Origin of the sequence: Prevotella amnii CRIS 21A-A (genome assembly GCF_000177355.1) — a bacterium.
Taxonomy (GTDB): Bacteria; Bacteroidota; Bacteroidia; order Bacteroidales; family Bacteroidaceae; genus Prevotella; species Prevotella amnii.
This window is the reverse complement of the sequence record NZ_ADFQ01000019.1, coordinates 1-21686: the sequence shown is the minus strand read 5'-3', so window position 1 is coordinate 21686 and position 21686 is coordinate 1. Positions and strand designations below refer to the sequence as shown.

38 protein-coding genes are annotated in these 21686 nt (G+C 38.7%); 16 read left to right on the top strand and 22 right to left on the bottom strand.

What is annotated here, in order from left to right:
* Positions 1 to 45: 45 nt before the first annotated feature.
* The 10 genes from HMPREF9018_RS02485 to HMPREF9018_RS02440 are packed head-to-tail and all read left to right on the top strand — an operon-like array spanning position 46 to position 4364.
* Complete coding sequence (locus tag HMPREF9018_RS02485) at positions 46 to 543, top strand: hypothetical protein (protein ID WP_008447475.1); 498 nt, start codon at positions 46 to 48, stop codon at positions 541 to 543.
* The gene (locus HMPREF9018_RS02480) at positions 540 to 1010 is read left to right on the top strand and encodes a hypothetical protein (RefSeq protein WP_008447462.1); all 471 of its coding nucleotides are present in this window, start codon (positions 540 to 542) and stop codon (positions 1008 to 1010) included. The genes HMPREF9018_RS02485 and HMPREF9018_RS02480 overlap by 4 nt, the downstream gene beginning before the upstream one ends.
* A gap of 36 nt (positions 1011 to 1046) precedes the next feature.
* On the top strand, positions 1047 to 1325 hold the full coding sequence (locus tag HMPREF9018_RS02475; protein ID WP_394330068.1) for a hypothetical protein: 279 nt from the start codon (positions 1047 to 1049) through the stop codon (positions 1323 to 1325).
* On the top strand, positions 1322 to 1573 hold the full coding sequence (locus HMPREF9018_RS02470) for a hypothetical protein (protein ID WP_050773460.1): 252 nt from the start codon (positions 1322 to 1324) through the stop codon (positions 1571 to 1573). The genes HMPREF9018_RS02475 and HMPREF9018_RS02470 overlap by 4 nt, the downstream gene beginning before the upstream one ends.
* Complete coding sequence (locus tag HMPREF9018_RS02465; RefSeq protein ID WP_008447445.1) at positions 1563 to 1805, top strand: hypothetical protein; 243 nt, start codon at positions 1563 to 1565, stop codon at positions 1803 to 1805. The genes HMPREF9018_RS02470 and HMPREF9018_RS02465 overlap by 11 nt, the downstream gene beginning before the upstream one ends.
* Positions 1792 to 2235, top strand: a complete 444-nt coding sequence (locus HMPREF9018_RS02460) for an N-acetylmuramoyl-L-alanine amidase (RefSeq protein WP_008447456.1) — start codon at positions 1792 to 1794, stop codon at positions 2233 to 2235. Before HMPREF9018_RS02465 ends, HMPREF9018_RS02460 begins: the two co-directional genes overlap by 14 nt.
* 10 nt (positions 2236 to 2245) lie before the next feature.
* On the top strand, positions 2246 to 2824 hold the full coding sequence (locus HMPREF9018_RS10455; RefSeq protein WP_008447506.1) for a DUF6808 domain-containing protein: 579 nt from the start codon (positions 2246 to 2248) through the stop codon (positions 2822 to 2824).
* Position 2825: 1 nt separating this feature from the next.
* Entirely contained in the window at positions 2826 to 3278 is a 453-nt protein-coding gene (locus HMPREF9018_RS02450; protein WP_008447447.1) for a hypothetical protein, read from the top strand.
* Positions 3279 to 3300: 22 nt separating this feature from the next.
* Positions 3301 to 3813 (top strand): hypothetical protein, encoded by a 513-nt coding sequence (locus HMPREF9018_RS02445; protein ID WP_008447482.1) that lies wholly within the window; start codon positions 3301 to 3303, stop codon positions 3811 to 3813.
* A gap of 11 nt (positions 3814 to 3824) precedes the next feature.
* Positions 3825 to 4364: a hypothetical protein gene (locus HMPREF9018_RS02440; protein WP_039864092.1), complete on the top strand. Its 540-nt coding sequence runs from the start codon at positions 3825 to 3827 to the stop codon at positions 4362 to 4364.
* Between the two features lie 81 nt (positions 4365 to 4445).
* Here the strand turns inward: HMPREF9018_RS02440 and HMPREF9018_RS02435 are convergent, their stop codons facing one another.
* The 22 genes from HMPREF9018_RS02435 to HMPREF9018_RS10870 all read right to left on the bottom strand — a co-directional run bounded on the left by HMPREF9018_RS02435 (position 4446) and on the right by HMPREF9018_RS10870 (position 19345).
* Positions 4446 to 7244 carry a hypothetical protein gene (locus tag HMPREF9018_RS02435; protein ID WP_008447495.1) on the bottom strand — a complete coding sequence of 933 codons (2799 nt, stop codon included), beginning with the start codon at positions 7242 to 7244 and terminating at the stop codon, positions 4446 to 4448.
* A 1-nt stretch (position 7245) separates the two neighbouring features.
* Entirely contained in the window at positions 7246 to 7650 is a 405-nt protein-coding gene (locus tag HMPREF9018_RS02430) for a hypothetical protein (RefSeq protein WP_008447510.1), read from the bottom strand.
* A 43-nt stretch (positions 7651 to 7693) separates the two neighbouring features.
* Positions 7694 to 7909 carry a hypothetical protein gene (locus HMPREF9018_RS02425; RefSeq protein ID WP_008447451.1) on the bottom strand — a complete coding sequence of 72 codons (216 nt, stop codon included), beginning with the start codon at positions 7907 to 7909 and terminating at the stop codon, positions 7694 to 7696.
* 10 nt (positions 7910 to 7919) lie between these two features.
* Entirely contained in the window at positions 7920 to 8258 is a 339-nt protein-coding gene (locus tag HMPREF9018_RS02420; protein WP_157794580.1) for a hypothetical protein, read from the bottom strand.
* Between the two features lie 34 nt (positions 8259 to 8292).
* Positions 8293 to 8544 carry a hypothetical protein gene (locus HMPREF9018_RS02415; RefSeq protein ID WP_157794579.1) on the bottom strand — a complete coding sequence of 84 codons (252 nt, stop codon included), beginning with the start codon at positions 8542 to 8544 and terminating at the stop codon, positions 8293 to 8295.
* 70 nt (positions 8545 to 8614) lie between these two features.
* On the bottom strand, positions 8615 to 8950 hold the full coding sequence (locus HMPREF9018_RS02410) for a YopX family protein (RefSeq protein WP_232724630.1): 336 nt from the start codon (positions 8948 to 8950) through the stop codon (positions 8615 to 8617).
* Between the two features lie 175 nt (positions 8951 to 9125).
* Positions 9126 to 9611, bottom strand: a complete 486-nt coding sequence (locus tag HMPREF9018_RS02405; RefSeq protein WP_039864084.1) for a hypothetical protein — start codon at positions 9609 to 9611, stop codon at positions 9126 to 9128.
* A 146-nt stretch (positions 9612 to 9757) separates the two neighbouring features.
* Positions 9758 to 10561, bottom strand: coding sequence for an LbetaH domain-containing protein (locus tag HMPREF9018_RS02400; protein WP_008447498.1), 804 nt, complete (start codon positions 10559 to 10561; stop codon positions 9758 to 9760).
* A 212-nt stretch (positions 10562 to 10773) separates the two neighbouring features.
* A complete protein-coding gene (locus HMPREF9018_RS02395; protein WP_232724629.1) occupies positions 10774 to 11508 on the bottom strand; it encodes a P-loop NTPase family protein in 735 nt (244 codons plus the stop codon).
* Entirely contained in the window at positions 11420 to 11974 is a 555-nt protein-coding gene (locus HMPREF9018_RS11075) for a DUF7833 domain-containing protein (RefSeq protein WP_008447493.1), read from the bottom strand. Before HMPREF9018_RS11075 ends, HMPREF9018_RS02395 begins: the two co-directional genes overlap by 89 nt.
* A gap of 53 nt (positions 11975 to 12027) precedes the next feature.
* Positions 12028 to 12438, bottom strand: a complete 411-nt coding sequence (locus HMPREF9018_RS02380) for a VRR-NUC domain-containing protein (RefSeq protein ID WP_008447500.1) — start codon at positions 12436 to 12438, stop codon at positions 12028 to 12030.
* A gap of 6 nt (positions 12439 to 12444) precedes the next feature.
* A complete protein-coding gene (locus HMPREF9018_RS02375) occupies positions 12445 to 13173 on the bottom strand; it encodes a hypothetical protein (protein WP_008447485.1) in 729 nt (242 codons plus the stop codon).
* 35 nt (positions 13174 to 13208) lie between these two features.
* The gene (locus HMPREF9018_RS02370) at positions 13209 to 13664 is read right to left on the bottom strand and encodes a hypothetical protein (RefSeq protein WP_008447491.1); all 456 of its coding nucleotides are present in this window, start codon (positions 13662 to 13664) and stop codon (positions 13209 to 13211) included.
* A 12-nt stretch (positions 13665 to 13676) separates the two neighbouring features.
* Positions 13677 to 13946 (bottom strand): HU family DNA-binding protein, encoded by a 270-nt coding sequence (locus tag HMPREF9018_RS02365; RefSeq protein WP_008447487.1) that lies wholly within the window; start codon positions 13944 to 13946, stop codon positions 13677 to 13679.
* Complete coding sequence (locus HMPREF9018_RS02360) at positions 13933 to 14115, bottom strand: hypothetical protein (protein WP_039864078.1); 183 nt, start codon at positions 14113 to 14115, stop codon at positions 13933 to 13935. The genes HMPREF9018_RS02365 and HMPREF9018_RS02360 overlap by 14 nt, the downstream gene beginning before the upstream one ends.
* A 1-nt stretch (position 14116) precedes the next feature.
* On the bottom strand, positions 14117 to 15550 hold the full coding sequence (locus HMPREF9018_RS02355; protein ID WP_008447477.1) for a DEAD/DEAH box helicase: 1434 nt from the start codon (positions 15548 to 15550) through the stop codon (positions 14117 to 14119).
* A 1-nt stretch (position 15551) separates the two neighbouring features.
* Complete coding sequence (locus HMPREF9018_RS02350) at positions 15552 to 16220, bottom strand: PD-(D/E)XK nuclease-like domain-containing protein (RefSeq protein ID WP_039864075.1); 669 nt, start codon at positions 16218 to 16220, stop codon at positions 15552 to 15554.
* A 1-nt stretch (position 16221) separates the two neighbouring features.
* Positions 16222 to 17421 (bottom strand): hypothetical protein, encoded by a 1200-nt coding sequence (locus HMPREF9018_RS02345; protein ID WP_039864107.1) that lies wholly within the window; start codon positions 17419 to 17421, stop codon positions 16222 to 16224.
* A 132-nt stretch (positions 17422 to 17553) separates the two neighbouring features.
* Positions 17554 to 18531: a recombinase RecT gene (locus HMPREF9018_RS02340; RefSeq protein WP_008447497.1), complete on the bottom strand. Its 978-nt coding sequence runs from the start codon at positions 18529 to 18531 to the stop codon at positions 17554 to 17556.
* A 121-nt stretch (positions 18532 to 18652) separates the two neighbouring features.
* Positions 18653 to 18922, bottom strand: a complete 270-nt coding sequence (locus tag HMPREF9018_RS02335; RefSeq protein ID WP_039864072.1) for a hypothetical protein — start codon at positions 18920 to 18922, stop codon at positions 18653 to 18655.
* Positions 18923 to 18925: 3 nt separating this feature from the next.
* A complete protein-coding gene (locus HMPREF9018_RS11380; protein ID WP_262498007.1) occupies positions 18926 to 19048 on the bottom strand; it encodes a hypothetical protein in 123 nt (40 codons plus the stop codon).
* 111 nt (positions 19049 to 19159) lie between these two features.
* Positions 19160 to 19345 carry a hypothetical protein gene (locus tag HMPREF9018_RS10870; protein ID WP_100067220.1) on the bottom strand — a complete coding sequence of 62 codons (186 nt, stop codon included), beginning with the start codon at positions 19343 to 19345 and terminating at the stop codon, positions 19160 to 19162.
* Positions 19346 to 19465: 120 nt separating this feature from the next.
* On the opposite strand from HMPREF9018_RS10870, the gene HMPREF9018_RS10450 reads away from it, so the two are divergent.
* The 6 genes from HMPREF9018_RS10450 (at position 19466) to HMPREF9018_RS02315 (ending at position 21463) form a co-directional block, all read left to right on the top strand.
* Entirely contained in the window at positions 19466 to 19858 is a 393-nt protein-coding gene (locus tag HMPREF9018_RS10450; RefSeq protein WP_008447502.1) for a helix-turn-helix domain-containing protein, read from the top strand.
* 20 nt (positions 19859 to 19878) lie between these two features.
* Positions 19879 to 20163 (top strand): hypothetical protein, encoded by a 285-nt coding sequence (locus HMPREF9018_RS02325; RefSeq protein ID WP_008447479.1) that lies wholly within the window; start codon positions 19879 to 19881, stop codon positions 20161 to 20163.
* A gap of 98 nt (positions 20164 to 20261) precedes the next feature.
* Complete coding sequence (locus HMPREF9018_RS10965; RefSeq protein ID WP_008447471.1) at positions 20262 to 20411, top strand: hypothetical protein; 150 nt, start codon at positions 20262 to 20264, stop codon at positions 20409 to 20411.
* A gap of 34 nt (positions 20412 to 20445) precedes the next feature.
* A complete protein-coding gene (locus HMPREF9018_RS02320; RefSeq protein ID WP_157794578.1) occupies positions 20446 to 20895 on the top strand; it encodes a hypothetical protein in 450 nt (149 codons plus the stop codon).
* A gap of 105 nt (positions 20896 to 21000) precedes the next feature.
* Positions 21001 to 21207 carry a hypothetical protein gene (locus HMPREF9018_RS10960; protein WP_008447457.1) on the top strand — a complete coding sequence of 69 codons (207 nt, stop codon included), beginning with the start codon at positions 21001 to 21003 and terminating at the stop codon, positions 21205 to 21207.
* Positions 21208 to 21223: 16 nt separating this feature from the next.
* Entirely contained in the window at positions 21224 to 21463 is a 240-nt protein-coding gene (locus HMPREF9018_RS02315) for a hypothetical protein (protein WP_039864068.1), read from the top strand.
* The last annotated feature ends 223 nt before the right edge of the window (positions 21464 to 21686 follow it).

The window sequence follows — 21686 nt, the reverse complement described above, 5'->3', positions numbered from 1 at the left end:
AAATCCGCCACGCCTTGTGTACAAATTCACATAAAAGGAATTGTTATGAACACAGAATTTTTCAAAGTATTTGGGATGAAGAAAAGACATGATGAGTTGTTGAAGTTAAGTGAAGATCATTATGTCTTATTTTGGGGATTTGTCAAAAACGAAGAGAGCGAAGAAGACGGCTACTGTTGGCGCAAAGACTATGACCATAAGCCAACAGAAACAGAGTTAAAGAGAGACCTTGTAAAATTCATAAATTCTCTCATTGATGCAAAAATTCTCAGTGGTTTCACTTATGAAGGAAATATGGTATGGCTCTCACAAGAGAACTGTTTCAACTACAAAGCAGCCTTTGATTTGTGTATGATGACAGATGGAGCAAACCTACCTATAACCTTTAAGTTCGGAAACGAAACTGAACCTGTGTATAAGAAGTTTGAGACAAAGGAAGAGTTAAAGAACTTCTTTACTTCTGCAATGTCTTTCATTCAGACTACATTACAGGAGGGATGGGAGGAAAAAGATAGCATAAACTTAACTGTATTCGGATTATGATAATTTTACTTATTCTTTCAGTGTTACTGTCAATACCAGTAACATTACTTGCTATACGGAAAGCAAAAGAACTTCCTGATAGTGTTAGTAGCTTTAGTTACTACATCGGGGATGTTCTGTTTTCATTATGGATAGCATCAGTAGCTTCATTGCTTTTATTCCCGATGCTTCACGCATTGCCTACAAGTCTTGTATTTGTTGGTGGATTGGTAAGTGCTGGGCTGTTGATGGTTGCAGCCTCTCCATATTATCGAACAGAGTGGAAAGTCATACATTACTTTGGAGGTTACTTATTTGGTGTAGGCAGCCAAATAGTTGTGGCGATATTAGAACCTTGGTTACTTTGCTTATGGACGGTTTTCCCTTTTATATTCATTAAACATGAGTGGAGAGAGAATGCAACATTCATCAGTGAAGCTATTTGTGTACTATCATTGGTAGCCAGTATAGCAATAAAGCTGTATTAAAAGATAAACCAAAAGTGCAATAATATAAAATTATCTTTGCATGAGGCACATTCTAAAAGAAGATTTATGAAGAAAATTATTGAATGGATAAAACAGAGCAATCGCTGGAAGCATCTATTAGGAGGAATTCTGATAGGCTTAGGGGCTAACGATTGGTATTGTGCTGCATATTCAGGAATTGGCATTGCAAGCGCACTAGAGTTAAAAGATAAGATGTGGGGCGGAAAGGCAAACATCATCGATTGGGGGCTGACTGTTGGAGGTGTTGCTATCGGCTTTGGTATACGAACATTAGTATTAATTTGTAAACGATGAGTAACTCTATAAAGAACACATTGATAGGTGTGTTTTTGACCGTAGCTATCGCATTCTTCGGAGCTTGGGTTCAAATAAATTCACGCATTTCTATGTTGGAAGTTCAGGTAAATGATGATCATGTAATGTTTCAGCGACAGACAGATAAATATGAAACAAACATGAAAGAGCTGATGAATAAAGTAAATGATATTCAAAACAAGGTAACAGAGCTTGGTGCAAAGCAGGAGGTTAAAAATGAGTTTTAGGGAATGGGGATATAGGTGGAAAGCTAAGACTCCATCTTTCTTTAAGAAAATAATCAAAATAAGTTTGGCTATCAGCGCAACAGCGTTAGCCATTCATACGGCACTTGTATCAGGTGGGGCGATAGAACCTTACTGGTGGTCTATAATATATCCGTACTTGATAGGTGTACCAGCAGGTGCAGCTGCTCTTTCTAAATTTACAATGGAGGATAAAAGTGATGAGAATAATTAAATTTATAGCAGTACATTGTACAGCAAGTCATCAGACAGAAACCATTGATGGTTTGCGTAAGGAATTTAAGCGTAAAGGGTGGAAGAACCCAGGCTACCATTATGTGGTGTCGCCAGATGGCAAGATTACACAACTTCTTGATGAGACCAAAGTCAGCAATGGCGTTAAGGGCTTTAATTCTGTTTCTATCAATGTTGCTTATATTGGTGGCATTGATACTAATGGCAAACCCACTGACAACCGCACGGACGAGCAGAAAGCAAGCTTGCGCTCGCTGTTAAAGATGTTGCATAAGAAATATCCAAACGCTATCATTCAAGGGCATAGGGACTTTTCGCCAGACCTTAACAAAAATGACAAGATAGAACCGTTTGAATATATCAAGGCGTGTCCATGCTTCAACGCAAAAGAAGAGTATTCTAATCTATAAACTTATCATTATGGAAAAGAAAAATACTTTTACAAAAGCATTAGTATCTATAGGATGTTTGCTTATAGGTATGTTTGCTATTATCTATTATTTCTTGTACCGATATTACAAGTTACCTCTACCGAAATTGAACGAGGTAACAGATACTATCCATTTTCAAGATACTATACCGTACTATTTGCCTGTACCAAAAGATAGTACCGTACTTAGATATGATACCGTAACACTCCCTGTTAGCTGCGAAAATACACATTCTGATAAAAAATATATTCTAAATAATACAACTTCTGATGGAAATTATATAATGCCGACTGACAGTAGCATCAAAAGTACTCCTGATAGCGTAAAAGTAGTGATACCAATCACACAAAAGGTTTACGAGGACAGCACATATAAAGTATGGGTAAGTGGCTACAATCCAAAGGTAGATAGCATCTTTGTGTACAACAAAACGAACGTTGTCAATCATTATTTCAAAAGCAAAGAGAAGCATTGGGGGGTGGGGGTGCAAGTAGGCTATGGTATTGGTAAAAACAGCCTACAACCATATATTGGTATAGGCATTAACTATAATATCGTAAAATGGTAACATGAAAAGTATTGAATTTCAAATAGCTAAGGGAGAAGTTTATAATGAAGTTGCAAAGACAACCTCTTATACTGGTGCCAAGATGGAAAATGACGAAGATGCTTACGACCGCATCTTCACAACTGATGAAGATAAAGCAATGCTTGAACGCTTTTGGAATGAGAGCAAGAATATGGTTGCAGGCAGCTTAAAGAAAGTACTTGGAATAGAACAGGAGGTAAGCGACCTATACACATTGGGATTAGAATTATCTAACTCTTTCGATGAAAACCTGAAAGAGAGTATGCAGCGTAGCCTATTCAGCTTCTTTGTTATGAATATCACGAGTAAGTGGTATACATTCACAAATAAGAAAGAAGCAGAAAGTTATGCGAAATCTGCTGCAACCGACATGGAAGATATTCTGCGTAAGGCTTATTTTAAGAAGAAGCCGATACGTCCAACATACGAATAGTTCATCTAATTATATAAATGATATGGCAGAAAACAAGAAGAACCTCGTTATAACGGAAGAGGTTAAAGAGCTTATCTATGACATTCAGAACAAAGCCTATCTAACAGGACAGGCACGTGAGGCTGAGGGTAAGAAGACTTATGAGGCAGCATCGAATATGCAAGCAAGTGATGATGATGAGAACAGCTATCAGGTACGCCGTTCACTTGCCAATGCTTTTTCGTCCCTCAAAAGTCTGCTTGGCGAATATCTGTCTGAAGATAAGACCACAAGCAATAACCGTATGCAAAGTGAGATTGATAATAGCGGACAGCTTACTCTTACATTTAGACTACCATCTAACTACAACAATGCTTCAGCAGATAGCTTAGGTAATGGCATACATTCGTATTTGGTTGATATGGCACTTGCAGACTGGTTTGCCATAACCAACAAGGAAGACGCAGAAACGTATGCAAGCCATTCAAAGGTTAGTCTGGAGAATGTAAAGCGTGCTTTGTATAAGCGCAGCCGTCCTACACGTCCTACCTACTAATCTTCTGTAATATGGGATATTGCCAAAATCAGAACACAGCTGAAAAAAGTAACAAATTGGTAACGCTTACATTCAAACGTGCCGAGTTGTTGTATGATGCGAGTAATTACTCTTTCGTTGAGGCTGATATTATGCCACAGGATGAGGAACACACGAAGCATCAGGTGTTTGATATTGCACAAGACGGTAATGTGGATCGTGTTACACGAGTCCTAAATTTAGCCCATTCTGAATGTGTTGAGTTACTATTTCCATATGCAAAGGAAGATATACCAGATACGGAACAGACGCTTAATGATATTCTCGTAGAACCTGATGAGTACAAGGTATGTCTATCCTTACCGTCTACATTCTCTATGACCACCGTTAAGATGTTAGAGCATTTGATACATGAGTTTTTGATTTGTAGAGTTCTTGCAGACTGGATGAGCATCACGCTTCCTGCGAGTACTGGACACTGGATAGATAAAGTGGACGAACTGAAAACAAAGATACGGACATCACTTGTGTCAAGAACTGGAAAGATAAGGCGGAAACTAAAGCCGTGGTAAAAAGCAAAGGCAGAGTTACATCACGTAGCCCTGCCTTTTTCCATGAATAACAATCTTAACCTTAGTAATAACTAACTTAAACTATCGTGGTTGGTTGTTCAGACGTGGAGCGAACTGTACAGAACAACCAGTAATACCTTCACCTTTCGTAAGCTCAGCAAGTAAAGCTATACGCAAGTACTTATACGGTGTACCTCTAAACCCTCGCAAGTAATGGTCTGCAGAAGACCATACAGGAATCCAATTATACAAATCATTAGAAGCAAACAATACCGATTTTACGTGTCCTTTATGGAATACACCACGTTGTATAATGGTATCAACAGACTTGTGTATATCGAATGCGTCAAGTTTTATAGGGCGAGATATGACAATATTTTTATATGTGTCATCAGACTCATCAGAGAAATTTACAAGACAACCATTATCAGTTACTGCCAGTGCATCAGGGTAAGCATTTACACTATTTGCTATGTTTGATTGCATCATACCCCATTGCTTTGATTTCATCGACCATACATAAGCGTAGTTGCATCGGGACTTATTAGTACTTGTGTCTTTGCTATTATTGTACACGATAATACGCTGATGCTTGTAGTCGTATATCATACGGCAGTCCTGAACAAACTCTATAAAAGGAAGAATCTGCAAAGATCCTTTGTTTTGTCCTGCGAACTCTAAAATTTTATCTATTTTTGGTAAGTTCAGAACAGACACCGAATTATCTCCATTAAGAATATTGGATATACACGTTGATTGAGAACCTTGTATCATCATTATTCCTCTATTTGTGGCAAACAAGACAGCAGAATCAATCTGCGTGAGCGACTTTGCATCAAGACACACATCACGAGTAATGGGCTGTCGTGCTGTATATGTCCCAGTTTTTGATACTTCTAAAGCCCAAACTCCTTCTGTTGTAAACGCATATAATGGGAACTGTCCGAATTGACCTTCACTAAGAGCTTTTGCAGCAGTCGATATACCCAAAATCTTACCTGTCCCAACAGTATTTATGCCTAATAATGGATAATAGAGAGGGTTGTTTATCTCCGATGTGTATATTTTGTTTGAAATATCTATTGTACGTTCGTTATCGTTAGATACAGTAGGAGTAGGAGAAACTCGCCCCGATATTTTTCCCCATTCTGCGAAACATAAAGGAACACCATCCTTTATTATTTTTCTAAATCCTCCGAAATAGAAAGAACCATTTAGGAAAGCATGTCGTTCTAACGGTATTTCGTAGAATATTCTCGAATCGTCATTATAGTCGTAACATTCCAAAACAGCTTTATAAGCATTCACATTTGGGTAATATATAAAGAAAATGGGAGAACCATATCCTAATACCCCTGCTTTACCATGAACGACTATTTCCTTTCCACCTTGCCTAATATATATATAAACTGAAAGCACGATTTTTTTATCAAATTCAGTAGTAGGAGGCTTATATATGTTGATTATTTTTACATTTCCATCTGTAAAAGGCAACATAGAGACAGCATTAAAACCTTCAAACAACCTTTTCCTTACATTGGTGAGGTTTACACGTGAGTTATAGACAAGCGCATTCTTCGGGATTAAGTTATCGTGACTGTCATAATCATCAGTCATAACCTCACGAGTAACAAGCGACTGCAAATAATCTTCTTTTATGTTGATTATTGTACGAGTCGTTGTTAGTTGCTCAACCTTAATACTTTTAAGGAAATAAAAGTTAGAACAATTTCTAATCTCCTCTTTTATCGCAGATATATCTCTATTTGGAATTCCGATAATATAACCCAAACTGCGATTAAAATTAAATTTAGAAAAGGAATTATAAAAAAGCTCGTTCATACTTTTCATTTGATAGCGTACTGGAAATTTAGCAGCTGTGTCGACTGTTTGATTGATATGTTTACAAACAGAATATCCCAAATCCTCATTTTCGTACTCTTGCTCGCGATAGATTTTATCGCACTCTCCGTTTTGGTCGTAAGTATAAATAGGCTTAGAAATAAATATGTCTACAGACTTAACTATATCTGACCAATTCTTAAGCAAATTCAATTCGCTTTCATTGATAACAGCATAGTCGAGTTGATGTAACATACCTGTGACACTAAAGTAGACATGACCCATTTTCTCTTCTGTAAAAATATGATCACACGCCACAATGGGTGCGCAACTGGTTGTACAAACCATTAGTATAGGTGCTGAATGCCTGGTGAGGCTACCATCATATAGTCTATATGCATATCTCAAAAGAAAAGGATATAGGAATCTTCCTTTATTTGTGGACTCATCAGCTATAAACTTGTTTACTTTAGCAAGAACCTGTGAAGTTACTTTTTTCTTGCCTTCGGCTGAAAACTCATGAAAGAACATTAAATTATTATCATTGTACCAAGGGCTTAGGGGGACAGAATTTATTGTAAAAATTTCAGTTTGCTCCATTTTCCCTTGTAACCCAAAAGATAAAGATAACTCAGGAATATTATTTCCAAGGAAATGATAACCAGAAGTCTCACTTTTCCAAAGGAAGTAGAGCATACCAATACTTGTAAGGGCTATAAGCGTATTACCAACACAAATAACTTTATGCAATTCTTTTGTGTCTAAATCATACAAATCTGCGAACTCCTTACCATTAGAAGTCCATACCAGCTTATTACTTTCGGTATCATGTATGATATAATTCTTGTAGACTGAGGACTTATGTATATAGACGATACGCATATTTGCCTGTAACTCCATGACCGTCTTTGGTGGCAACACTGGTTTCAATGCACCATCTTCAGGCACAATATTAAGTAAGAAGGCAGCATCACCATCAGGACACAAGTTGTCTGGAGGGGTGGTTGTAAGTCCGTTATACTTAATTTCCTTTATCATATTACTTGCTTGGTTTATCTATTTGGTAAAATAGCTTTCCATTTGTTGTTTTTACCGACGACACAGACAGTTTGTAGCAGTGCTGGGCAGACAGTCCGTAGTCGTATAGAATACGCCCAACAGAGGGATTGAGCGTTTCAAATCCTATACACTTGTATTTACCGTTATACTGAATGTCGCATAGTTGTGTTGGCTTGTCTATGTCAGGATTGAGCATGAAGCCAAATAAACCAGTATCAGATATACGGAATACAAAAACTGTGGCTTTTTCAGCTACACCCGAATTATTACGAATGTGGTTGAAAAGATGCTTTGATAACGTTACAGAGTTGTCGGCAGGGTCAAGTATAACGAATAGACGTAAAGACCTATACCAGTTCTGTATTTTATTGAATATTGTTACCATAACGCAAATATATTATACATAACCGACAACTTAGGTTTATCTCTTAATACTCTTTACGAGAACGAAAAGAAACTGTTTCAATGAAGAGGAATGAGAGCGTTGTTTGCAAGTCTGCTCTATGCTTGTCGGCTTCCTCCCTGCTTTTGAAGATGTAAGAACAGAGTTCTTTTTTGCAAGTTCCCTTTGTTGCTACGATGTTTGCATAATACTTGCGTCCAAACAGGAACGCAATTACTTCTTTTAATACTGTTGTTTGCATAATTTATAAGTTAATATTTAATCTTTTCTTTCATTATTTCTTTCAGTTCCTCTGCACTTGCATAAGAATGCTCTTTCAGAATAGCGAGAAACCTATCACGCTTTAATTTCTTGTAATACTTTACGAAGTCCTCTCTTACGAGGTCGCACGGCTCACCCGGCTCAATCGCCTTTTCCTTTCCTGTCCTTTCTGCAATAGTGGATAATGCGAATATATCAAGACCGTCCTTATTAACGATGATGTACATATTTCGGTTAATGGTTATCCTACCATAGTATCTCACTATTGAAAACTGGGAGTTTGCCCAATATTCCTCTGCCATGCAAATTGGTATATCGTTGTTTGTCATGTTCTTATTATCCTTTCTATGTTTGTCTTATTATTCAGATTTTTGTCTTTTTTAGTTCTTCGATAAGTGCATCTGCAAACTTAACAGACAACTTACAAACATCAGCCATAGTTGGGTTAGGATTTACTCCTTCAGTTGTAGGCATAGCAAGTACTCCAACCATAGCAGCTTTCGCAATCTCGTATCTGCGTTGCTCCCAGTCAATGGTATATTCTGGAATTATCAACAAATCATCTACGCAAAAAGGCTCAATCCGCATAATTCCGTCATTACCATAACATTGCATATTCTTATCTTCAGTTGATATGGCAACGATTGTTATAATTTCCCCTGTGCTTTTAATTTTTGCTTTCATATTATTTTGTTTCAATTAGTTCTTTGTTCTCATACACGTTCCCGACAACAACCTTTTTAAACTCATCTATCCATCGTTGAATTATGCTACATTGAATATCACCAAATACAGCTTCAAATCTCGCCTCTCTATCATTGTATAGTATGCTGTGCCTGCAACCATTGCTCTCTATGATGTCCCCTTCAAATATCCTCTTTCCTTTTGCATCTTTCAGTCCTGTGTACTGCCCTACCGTGTCAGCGTCTATCACATAATCCTCGTAAGACGCTAAAGGATTCACGAACTCATCGGGCGATATAAAATGCTCGCCACGGTTCACTAAGTAGTAGCCGTACAACCACTTTTTATTTTTCTTGTTCCACCCACGAAACAATATCTCTCTCTCTTTGCCATATACGTAATTCTATTTATATTGTTCTTTATAATTTTATGTTGTATCTGTAACTTATCCTCGCTATTTCGTCTTCGTCTGCCCCAAGAAAATTGCACCGTAAACTTGATAACAAGTTTAATCATAGCTTGTTAAGTTTATTCGCAAGAGAATTGAATACCCTCGCAAATTTCTTATACTGCTCCTTATCTTGTATTGACGATGTAAACTTGTGTGCTATGTGTTTCTTCTTCAAATCCCATATAAGACGCGCCTTATCTACTCCGTCCACGAAGAAAATGTGAGGATATTTTCGCCATTGAATTAATGTGCCAACTTCTACCAATGATACGATTTCGGCAGGTAGTAACGATGTTGTGCGTTCTATATATTTTATCTTTAATTCCTCTTTTTCAACAGCTATCTTTGTTTTATCAATATCCTTTTGAAGATTATTCAATGCGCTGTTTTGTTTTTCCCACCTTCGCATTGTGGATTGACCACACCGCTTGTCGTTCAATGGTTGTCCGTTAGCTCGCTTGACATCGTTGAAATGCTCCTCTATCTTTTCATTAAATCTTTCCTCTTTCTTCATCAGTGAGGATTTCAATATTTCTAATCTACTCATATCGTTTTTATTTACAAGGTATCATCGGGCGATATAAAATGCTCGCCACGGTTCACTAAGTAGTAGCCGTACAACCACTTTTTATTTTTCTCGTTCCACCCACGAAAAAGTATTTCTCGTTTTTTCATTATCTTTGCTTTTTGTCCTTATTTCTTATCTTTCTCCAAGTCAGCGTACATCGCTTCCACATACCTCACGACACGCTCGTATTCACGTCCGCTCACCTCGCTGTCTTTGTATGCTTTCTCAATAAGTTCCTTACCCGTTCCGTAGAAGCAGCCTACCTTCCACATCTTATTGGAGCGTGTGTATGTGAAGTAGCGACCGCTCGACCATACATTCTTTCCCACGTAGTAATCGGCTGTGTCTCTTATCCTCGCATCGCCGAAGACCCAAGCGTTGCCATCTACACGAGCATTGCCATATACCAAAGCATCGCCATACACCCGAGTATCGCCAGCTACCCAAGCATTGCCAGCTACCCGAGCCTTGTCAAATACCCGAGCATAGTCAAATACCCGAGCATAGTCAGTTACACAAGCGTTGTCAGATACCACTGCGTTGCCATATACCCGAGCGTTGCCATATATCTCTGCGTTGTCAGATACCCGAGCGTTGCCATATACCTGAGCATAGTCAGTTACACAAGCGTTGTCAGATACCACTGCGTTGCCATATACCTTTGCATTGTCATATACCCGAGCATCGCCATACACCTCTGCATCGCCATAGACCTTTGCATTGTCATATACCCGAGCGTTGCCATATATCTCTGCGTTGTCAGATACCCAACAATTACCAATATGTGATAGGTTATCCTCGCTCTCTATATAACCTCCTTTATCCCCTTTCTTAACGTTTGCAAAATCTTTCAACGCCTCGATACGGTAAAGTGTCCCACTGCCTACCGTAATAGTATCATTCTCCAATAGTCTGTATTTCTTTTCCATAGTCATTGTTTTATCCCTTTTCTAATTGTTTAATAATTTTTGCTCCCAGTCAATTGTAGGAATAGCAAGTACTGGTTTGTTTGTATTTTCTTATCTTCTGCGATAAGAGCCAAAAAATTAATACAACCGAGCATCAGGAGGATACCTTTGGCACGTCTGGCGAAGCACACAGGCGATACCAGAACAATAGGCATAGTCGTTTTTAATGTTGTTCATACGTTGTTAGTTCTAAAAGACGGTTCATTATCAAAGTTTACGATATGTGCCATTTCTCTTAATCGGTCAGCAAGACGTTCATCGTAATATTTTCCTATCTCCTTTCCCGACAAGTTAGAAGTTGCTATGGTGCAGAATTGTTCCTGATAGCGATGATGGATAATATCGGTAACTGCCGTTATGATTTCTCCATAGTGGAGGCTCTCACGTGCTTCTGCACCAAGGTCGTCAATACATAAGACTTCTATATTCCTTATCTTGTTGAAATACGCTACAGCCTCTGCATTCTCTTTAGTTGGATTAGCGGATGCTTTGGCATACTGCACCAGTTCTTTTGCCGTGATAATCACAAAGCCTTTGTATGGTAACTCGTACAATTCTTTTTCTGTGTGTGAGGTTTCATCTGAATGAATATAGGCGTAAAGTGATTGCAGGGCTTTAACGATAGTTGTTTTGCCATTGCCTTTATTGCCTGAGAGAAACAGACCGAATGTACAATCAGTAGAAGTGAGCCATTTAGATATATCCCAAAGGTGTTGCTTATACTTATCAGACAACATGAACTTGCGCATACGAGCATTAACCTCAGCCTTGCACGAAGCATATAGCATAGTATAAACTTGTTCTGTTGTATAGGGTAATCTAAAACGAGTTGGAATATGTTTTTTCTTCATCAGTCTTGAGTAGATTTCCTCTACGTCCAGCTTTGCAGTCGGTTCTAACTTTATCATTGCTTGTTACAATTCTTAACCAGTTATTAAAATGTTTTTTTGCGTCATTGATATTGTCGTGTGATGTTTTACCATCAGCAACACATTGAAGTTTGAAGTCATCAAGTTTGTTTTTGATTTCATCTACATTCATGTGGTGGAGGTTCTGCATACTATCCAACCATACTTCTGACGATTTCATTTCATCTATTTCCTCATCGAGTGTTGTTGCGTCTGTAATTGGCAGCGAAGAAGGTTGAGATTTCTTAGTATCATCTTTTGAAAGATTATTATCCCATCTTGCTTTGGCTGCTCTACTTCGCCTATCAGAGACCGTCTCGAATTTTTCAATATTTCTATCTATTGTTTTTTTCATGAATGAGAACGCCATTTTACTTAGCGGTTTCAGCTTTACCAGTGTCCCCGTTGCTGCATACGTAATGATAGCATCGTACACCTCAAGTCTGACCTCCGCAGGGTATTCCATCAGGATGTCCTGCCATTCCGTGTAAAAAACGAAACTTTCTCTTTTGCTCATAATCAATCACAGTATTTAATGTAGTCGTCAACTTCTCTGATAAAATCATCGAGAGAATGACAAACCACGTATTTATAATCTCCCTCAGAGGTAATGATTTGCTCCCAGTCCTTTTGCGATTTACTTTGTCTACCTGTCAGAGTCTTCATTTCAACAAGCAATGCTCCATAAAATCTATTAGGAACAAGGAGTATTAAATCAGCCACCCCAGCCACGACGCCCTCAGCTTTTAGTTTTGCACCAGTAAGCGCATCACGTTTACCACCATTAGGGACTGCAAATAGTCTTCCTTTTAGTTTCCGATGTTTGAGGTTGAACCACCGCACGCAAGAACATTGTATGCGGTGTTCCTCATCGGACGGACGCTTTCGAGTGGTAGCCTTTTTCTTTGCTATCAGTTCTTCGAGTGTCATTCGTACTTACTCTTCTATGATAACAATATCAGGTGCAATCTCTTTTATAGAAGTGACTTGCTCGTCAATAACCTTATCCCTCTGCTCCTCTAAGGTTTCCTTTGCGCCTGGAGACAGAAGAATAAACTGTACCTGTCTGCCATCTACTTGCGCAAATGTTTCCACTTCAAGGATTTCTGCTGGTAGACCTTTGAAAACAGGGAGCTTAACAGTGAACTTATCAGGGAGGTTACTGTTTACTACTTGTGAGAAATTGTCAGTACGACTTCCGTTCTCCTGTAACTGCTTATCTAATTTGTTGTTAATGGTAGCTGTGAAGTTCATCAGTGTTGCCACTAACTTCATATTCTCACTTCTGTCAGCGAAGAATGAACGGTTCATCTTACAGAACATTCCCAACTCGTTAGGTGTCCAAACCTTATTGCTATTGATACCAAAAGCCTCAAAAGCTGGATGTACTTGCAGTTTGCCTCCAATAGTCCCACGCTTGTATGCATCAGACTCGTTAATGATGAGCGTAATACTTACCTGCTCTCGATTAACAATAATGTGAGCATTATCAATATTGATAAGTTCTACACGCTTTTCAAGAAAACGAGCAACACTATCAATGTTGCCATAAAGACTAACAGGGATTGGAGCTTTCTCTGGAAGCTTTTCCGGAGCTTCCCCTTCACGAATAACCAACTCTTTGATACCTTTCTCCAAATTGATTTGAAATTTTTGTTCTTCCATTTTTTCTTAATATTAAAAGAATTATACTAATTTGCTTATGCTTCAGTACCAGTCTTTGCTGGTGTGTCGTTACCAGACGTTGGCATCGTATGGAACAATGTTGGTTGCAACTCATCTGCCGTAGATGGACGTTCTTCGACAAGATCGCCATCAGAGTTGTAATAAGCAGTTCGTCTTGTGTCTCTGTCTACAAAGGCATAACACTGCTCTTTCACCATTTCAGCTTTTTGCTTAATGTTATCGACCATTTCTTTTCTGTCTTCCTTAAGCGGTTTAAGCATTTCCTTATAATGTTCCTTTGCTGCCTTCAGTTCCTCTTCAATGTCTTGAATTTCAATTGAGAGATTTGCAAGGTTCTCTTTATGTTGCTGCAATTCTTCTGGAGAGTAAGACTTCATGTAGAATTTCTCCTCAACCTTATCGCAGTTGTCTTTTAAGAACCTCATGCGTTCAGCAGGGTTCTTGTACTCTTTTCCTATTTCGCTTTGCATAGTGATGAGTATTTATTTGTTTATGAGTTTTTTCAACTCCTGACACGCCTTAATCTTTACAGTCTTGTGTGCAGGGATAACCGTCTTCTTTCCATGCAGTCCTGACACACGTTCTTTCACGTGTACTACTTTTAGAGTAGCGAATCCACGAAGAGTAACATCTTCACCCTTAATGAGTGACTTCTTGATAGCATTGATGATTGCTTCATAAGCCTTGACAGCTTGTGAGCGTGTAAGGTCGGTTGCGTCTATTACCTCTGATAGAATTTCATTCTTTTTCATTTTTCTTATTATTAAAAGTTAATACTAATTTGCGTTTAAGTTTCGTTACCAGTTGTCTGATACAGCATGCACGAGAAACGTATCTTTGTCCTTTCGTCTTATCATACAGGCTGGCAGCATCTTCCAAGTACTTGATGATTTTCTCTATATCCGACTTGCATATTTCCATTTCATTTGTTCAAGAAAGATGAAACCAATTCGTCATAGTACACTTCATCAGTAGGAATATCATCTTCTGAGTTCATAATCTCTTTAGCGATAGACTTTTTTCGCTGAATAAGAGAATAAATAGTATTGTCGATTGTACCACGACCGAGCAGATAATAACAGTTTACATTATCATTTTGCCCGATACGGTGCGCACGGTCTTCACATTGACAACAATCTGCCATTGTCCATGGCAATTCACAGAAAGCTACGTCCGAAGCAGCGGTAAGGGTAAGCCCAACACCAGCAGCTTTGATAGAACAGATGATGAGGCGTGTATTTTCGCCAGTCTGAAAGGCATCGACAGCAGCTTGTTTGTTTACTGCACTGTCACGACCTGTAACCGTTACGGCTTTTGGAAACGTTTTACATAGTTCATCGACAATCTCATGGAGAGAGCAGAACACTATTAGCTTCTTACCACTTTCAAGAAAAGTGCTGATGAAGTCTATTGCCTGTGCAATCTTTCCTTTTGTGGCAAGCGCACGCAACGTCATGAATTTAACAAGAGCTTCCATACGCATCTTTCGTCTTATCTCCCAGTCTGTACACTCCGTGTACTGTTCGAGGTACGCAACAAGGTTTGTAGCAGCCGTGTTATATTCTTCTCTGTTAGATATATCCACATAAAGGTCGGTACGTGTCTTGTCTGGAAGTTGAGGCAGCACCTTTGTCTTTTCTCTGCGTATCATACATGAGCTATACAGTTTGTTGCTTAGTTCTGATAGAGGTACGGCTGGTGTAGCATCCTTATCCTTTGGGTCGGTGCAATAATCGGCAACAAATTGAGAACGTCCACCAAATTCATTAAGACGACCCATTATTGAGAGCTGCGCTATCAAATCTTCGGGACGATTAACTACTGGAGTTCCTGAAAGGAGTGTTATCCATTCCTTACCAACTGAGAGACCTTTTGCAAAAATTGTCTGTTGTGCAGATGGGTCTTTTACACGGTGGCTTTCGTCAATAATAATAGACTTGAACACTTTAATTGCTGGGTGGAAAACAACATCTTTTAGTCGGAAAGACTTTCGACAACCTTTAATATCCCAAACAAAGTACTTGCGAAGACTCTCATAATTGACGATTGCAACCTTATGCACTCCCATTTTCAACAGATACCCCCAAGTAGTCTGTACACTATTATCAAGCACGAGGGCGGACTTATCTGTGAATTTTTCAAACTCTCTTTGCCAATTGATTTTCAAAGATGACGGACAGATTACGAGGCAGGGATATGCGTTAGCGGTATCTACAATGCCGATAGACTGCAACGTTTTGCCAAGACCAGGCTCATCACCGATAAGTATTCGTTTGTTTTCAATTCCGAAACGAATACCCTCAGCTTGATAAGGATAAGGCTCAATACGGAGATGATGTTTTAATGTTGTAGTCATATCAATTGTTTTGAGGTGTCATACACCAATAGGCAAAAGCCAGTTCTTCATATTTCTCACGTCCATGTTGGTAGATTGCATCACCACGGTTGATGAACTTTTTGAATACTTTACAGTTCTTTTTTGAGATAGCATAGATAAAGTCCTTATCAGAATGTGCTATATCCATATACCATGCACGGCTTCTATCCCAGTCGAAGAAATCTACAGCCTCATCAAATTCCTGTTGAGATGAGGCAAAGGTTGTCTTTAAGTCTCCACCGAAGTGAAACGCTTCCAACCACCAATCCCATTTGCAACGCGTATCGAGAGAGAAAGGAAACTCGCAATAATAGAACTGCTGTCCTTTGTTTACCATGCACTTTTGTGTGTCAGATAATTCCAAGACCTTTGCTAAGAATGGGTCTTTCTGAGCTTCCAACCTAAGTGAGCGTTGCATTTCCTTTGCGTGTCTGAACTCATCATCAGTATATTCTACATCATCAACAGTAAGATGATAGTAATCTACTCTATCAGGTTCTGTTATCAGTGCATCAACCAGTGTCCCGAAACGGAAAGCAGCCTCTCTATCTCCGAACATCGGTCGTGGGTGCATTACCTCTTTGAGTGCAGTGAGGTCTGAGTTACTGACCTCACTGCGGTTATAGTATGTATCGGGATTATGGTTCATATTACTTTGCCTTTACATCGTTAATGTACTCGACACTTTCGTCCTGAATGAAGGTACCTTCCTTGTTAGCTTGTTTCTCACAGAAAGTGATTTGCTTCTTAAATGTTTTAGTAAGCTCATCAACAGACATCTTGCATCCCTCATGGCTCCACCACATTGTGATAACAGGCAGAATACCTTCAGGATTGAGTAGATGCAGCTTCTTAGTTACCTTTGTCTTAGGCTGATATGCTGCCATAGTAGCCTGCCCAGCAAACAAACCGTCCATTTCGGCTGCTTGTTTCTTCATTTCAGCTTGCTTGCGTTCTTCCTCCTCACACTTCATACGTTCCTGTTCCAATCGAGCAGCTTCCTCACGTTCTTTCTTCTGCATTTCCTCTTTGAGTCGTGCAGCCTCTGCCTCGTTAGATTTTGCAATTTGTTCGAGGTTAGCTTTCTTTGATGGAAGATGGTCAAGGATATAAGTCTTCATTTCTCCTACTTCAAAGCCGTACTGCTCCTTGAACTTTTTACACAGACTATGGCTAACGCCCATTTCTATAGCTTCTGCCTCGGCAGCTGTAATGTTATAAGGCACACGTACAGTAGCTCGTAGGTTGTTAATCCACACAGGAGATAAACTGGTTGAGTATGTATTGATGTCATTTAATGACTTCTCGTAATTCTCAAGAGTAACCGCATTGTCAATGTTTTTTAGTGCATTGAGATTCTTGTTGAGCTCAGACTGAAACTGAACTTTTAGATTATACTCAATGTCGAGTTTGAAACGCTCACGAGCTTGAACAGCTTGTTGCTTTGCAAGTTCTTCCTGACGGCGTTTCTCTTCCTCTGCACGTTTCTTTGCTGCAAAAGCATTACGGAGCTGCTGCAACTTGTAAGATACAGTATTAGCTTTCGTTGGGTCAATATCGTTCTCAAGAACGGTAAATTCCGTGCGTATCTGGTCGAACAACTTAGTAACTGGAGAACGACGTTCGTTCATCTTCTTAACCGTCTTACGTGCTTTCTCAATGAACACTGCTGCTGCTTGGTCGAGCTCATCAGTCATGTTGCCACCGTTCTGCTCGATGAGGCTAAGTATCTTCAGTCCAGCCTCGACACACTTATCATGCGATAGGGAATTATCCTTGTATGATTGCGGTGCAGCTTGCACAATCTGCGCAATATTTTCTTGTTTTACTATTGTAAGTTCGTTATTCATATCTTTTGTTTTTAAGGGGGTACACATTGGTATTTTAGTGTACTCCATATATCTATCTAATTTGATACAGTACAAACCATTGATTTGTTGGCGTACATCTTTACATTGCTTACAAATATCTGATGGCATTCGTTAGAAAGTATCGTCATTGTCTCCCTGCTTTGCAGGGTCAATGGTTACACCTGCCGACATATCTTGTGGGGCAGCGAAACTCTCTTCCTCTGCTTGCACAGTATGAGGCTGAGACTCAGGTTCTGCTTCCGTTTCCGTTACGCCTCCGTATGGGTCGAAGTCCTTTGTTGGGTCATCAATAACATCACTCTCAAACTGTGTACCCTTACCGATAGCAATCTTAGGGTAAGACTTGAAAGCATGCTTGATGCACTTTGCCATAAGGAAACCTGTATCTATCTGACCATTAACGGAAAAATAAAGCTCGTTGGCTTTTTCTACACGTTGATGTGAGTTCTGATCATAGTAAGCATTATTCTTTGCCGAATAATTGGCAAGACGCTGCCAGTCGCCCTTCAACATTACAGAATAATCTACGCTCCCATCTATGCGTGTTATCTTCATAAAACAAGCAATGATATTCTCAGATGTACGAGGAAGATTACAACGATAGTTTACATACTTGTGTCCGTCCGTTTCTCCGTAAGAGAACTCATCACCCTCATACACAATAACAGGATTATCAGCATGTCTAATTTGTCCTGCTCTTGCCCGAAGTACCAATTCTCCATACCCCGAAATGGTAAGATTACAGCGACTTTCCCACATATCCTTACCATTCTGTGGGTTTACACCAGCCTTATGGTTACGAGGTAAGAGGTAACATAATGCCTGTGCGCCTTGTTCCAAAGATAGACCACGTACAGCGAGGTCTATGAATGCAAAGAATACCGATATACCAGTACACTTACGCAATTTCTCGTTATCTCTCAACTGCTTATTGAAGTTGATTGCTTCTCGTTCATAGGCAGCTTCTCCACCTTGCTTCCATATCATGTCATAGACATTGATAAACTGGGAGCGTACATACTCATCACGCACCACTTCTGTTGCAGAAAGTGTTTGCAGATGTTTTGCTTGATTGATAGTCTCACTCATAATTATTAATTTTGTTTGTTATAAAATCGTTGTGGCTCGGATTGGAGTTGCACCAATTCCTCATTCGACCCAAATCTCCACTTATCGAGCGTGCCCTGCGTACACTACCGAGCCTAATAGACTACTCGAAGTAGTCTTGCTCTGTGCGCTGAAGTACTCTTAACCTTTTTGTGGAATATTCTACCTTGCCAGGTCTCTTATATGGATGTATCAACCCTTTCTTACGCCACCTATCAACATTGCCACGCCCGAACATACTGTAGGCTTTTCGCTGGCTTATCATTTCAGGATCATTCCTGTCGTTCTGTAAGAATGAAGCTAAACGAGCAGCTAAGTCGTTCATAAACGTGTCGTACGAAACCACCTTATCGGAGAATACTAATTGAACCATAGCTTAATCTTCTTCTATTGCCAAGTCTGACAGTTCCTTAATCTTGCCGAGACTATCCCAGTGCTTGAACAGTTTGTAGAAAGCAGCAAAGCCGACTAAAGCAAAAGTTTTTGTCAATAATAACATCAACGTATTGTTGGTCTCACTAAATAAAAAGAATAGTGAGACGGTGAAGATGGCAAACAATACGTAATTGCGCCAATTCTTGTAGATTGAAAAATACTTCTTCATAACTATTTACTTTAATCGTTTAACTTTGATAACTCGCTTTACTCTATCGGTCTCAGTGGTATATTTGCGGTCGTATCGCAAACCTGATGTGCTGGCAATACTCTGAACAGTACTAATTCGCTCAACAGGAAATTCTATTTCCGCACCGACTGCCATTTCGTACATTTGTTTTGATAAACTTTTTCTTACCATTGTTTTGATATGTCAATTTATAATTTTAACTTTATAGTGCAAAGATATTCATTCTGCTTTTAAAAAACAAGCATATTGCGAACTTTGTATATTCATTTTGAATTATTTAACATTTACAATATGGAAAAGAAAGACATTCTTGAAAGCCTTGTAAATTACTATACTAATGGTAATAAGGCTAAATTTGCAGCGAAGTTGGGAATAAAGCCACAAACCATAAACACATGGTTAGGTCGCAACTCTTTCGATATAGAGCTAATATATTCAAAATGCGAATATTTATCAGGAGATTGGCTTCTTAGTGGAGGTGAGGGTGAAATGCTTCGTGCTACCAAGATAATCAAAGCGGATAATGGAAGTATCGTTACAGGAGACAATAGCAGCGTTCACGGCAATGCCACTAATGTAACGTTGGCGGACGTGGCTGTGATGCAGGAGCGTATCAAGTCACTTGAGGCGTTGCTGGAGGAGAAAGAGCGATTGATAAGAGTGTATGAGAAAATGAACAAATAACTTTCAAACAGCCTTGACTTATGAAAAACTTAGATGAGATAACCATTAACGACATCCTTGAAAATATCATTAAAACCTATGCAATCAAAAAGAAGCGGAAAGATATTATTTCTTACTATGTTCAAAAATTTGAGGTCGGTCTTTTTGGAAATGAGAATGAAGAGGGAAAGTTTATAACAGAAAATGAAATAGCAAAACGAGTTGAAGACGTACAGAAAGCAGATAAGAATAGTGCGGATCCATATCTTCGGTATTCAAGTCCCTATTACTCAAAATCAAGGAAGAAAGGTTTGATACGTTTGTAGGTACACAGATAAGATACATATTAGTTGCAAGATGTTCTTTTAACGGAGAGGACAGAAATCTGTTTTTTACATTTACCAACAATGACATACAACGGCTGATGTATAAGAAAGTCATACCACAGCCAGGTGGCGATGGGAAAAATCTTTCAATAAAGATAGAGTTTGACCAAAGAACTGGTAAAGCATGGATGTATAACGACAAAGACAGGGACGAGGTAACATTTAATATGAACAATTTTGATTTGTAGTAACGATGAAAAAGGCATTATTAGTTTTTGATGTATGAAGAGAATACTTTTGTTATTTATAGCTTCTATGTGTTTTTTGCTTTCCTTCTCGCAAGTCCATATGACGGCACAAGAGAAAGGTTATTATAAAAAGCAATGGATTGATATATGTCGTACCATAAATCAGCAATGTCCTATACATGTTGATAAAGTTACCGAGTTAAGGTCGATGGTGTTCTATAATTGGACTGTAACAACTAATTATGTTACGAATATAGATTGGAGTCTTTTAGAAGAGGCTGAGAAAAAAGAGATAATGTATAACGTGAAGAAAAATATGAAGGCACGGCTGAAACAAATATACGCAAAAGGGAAATACAGCTTTGGAATGAAGAATTTTTCAGAAGTATGTAAGTTGTTAGGTCTAAAATTCCGATACAACTATATTGATGAAGATGGAAGATTAATAGGAGTTGTGACTTTGGATTATAAAGATTTTAGGTAGAATTAATTTAAGAGAACTGTTATGCTGTATGAACGGTTTGCAGAATTGCGCACAGAGCTTCCAAATTTTAATAACGATACAACAAGATAAATAATAAGATTAGGAATGAAAAAAGGAATTTATAATTTGGTTTTGGTAGCAGTGTTTATCCTTTGTATTCTTGCAGTCTCATTCATTATGGCTTGGGTAGAGAAATTATTTGCTATACGTATTGGACAGGCACTCATGTATGCAGGATTTTTTGTAGGCATTGGTATTTTCTTTATATTAAAGCCAATAATACATAAGCTCTTTTTCAAAGATAATCAATAATGGCAAAGAAATAAGTATGGCTGATAAATATTATAACTTAGCTAAAATTATCATCTGGTTGCTACTAACAGGTTGTATTTATCTGATAGCAGAGGACAACCGTTATCACTACATAAAGATATCTGATGATACCTATGCGGTCTTTGACAAATGGACACGAACATACAGGGTTGGCATCGTAGATTTCGACAACGACCCATATTCATGGCAGAGGCACGACTTGATGCCTAAGAAAATTAGTCTAAGGCAAAAATAGCCATTTTAAGCCGTTAAAAAATCGAGTACAATTACTTTATCGTTTTTGGCGTTCGAAGCGGTAGAAACGAAAGGAAATGGACAAATAAGCGATTTTACAAGATGACTCACAGACAGCATAAACAATAAAGCAAAAAACAATGAATTAAATATCAAAAAAATGGAGAGTATAAGTTGTTTACACAAGTACTCTAACTGCACGATGTTCAGGCATATTTTTCTGT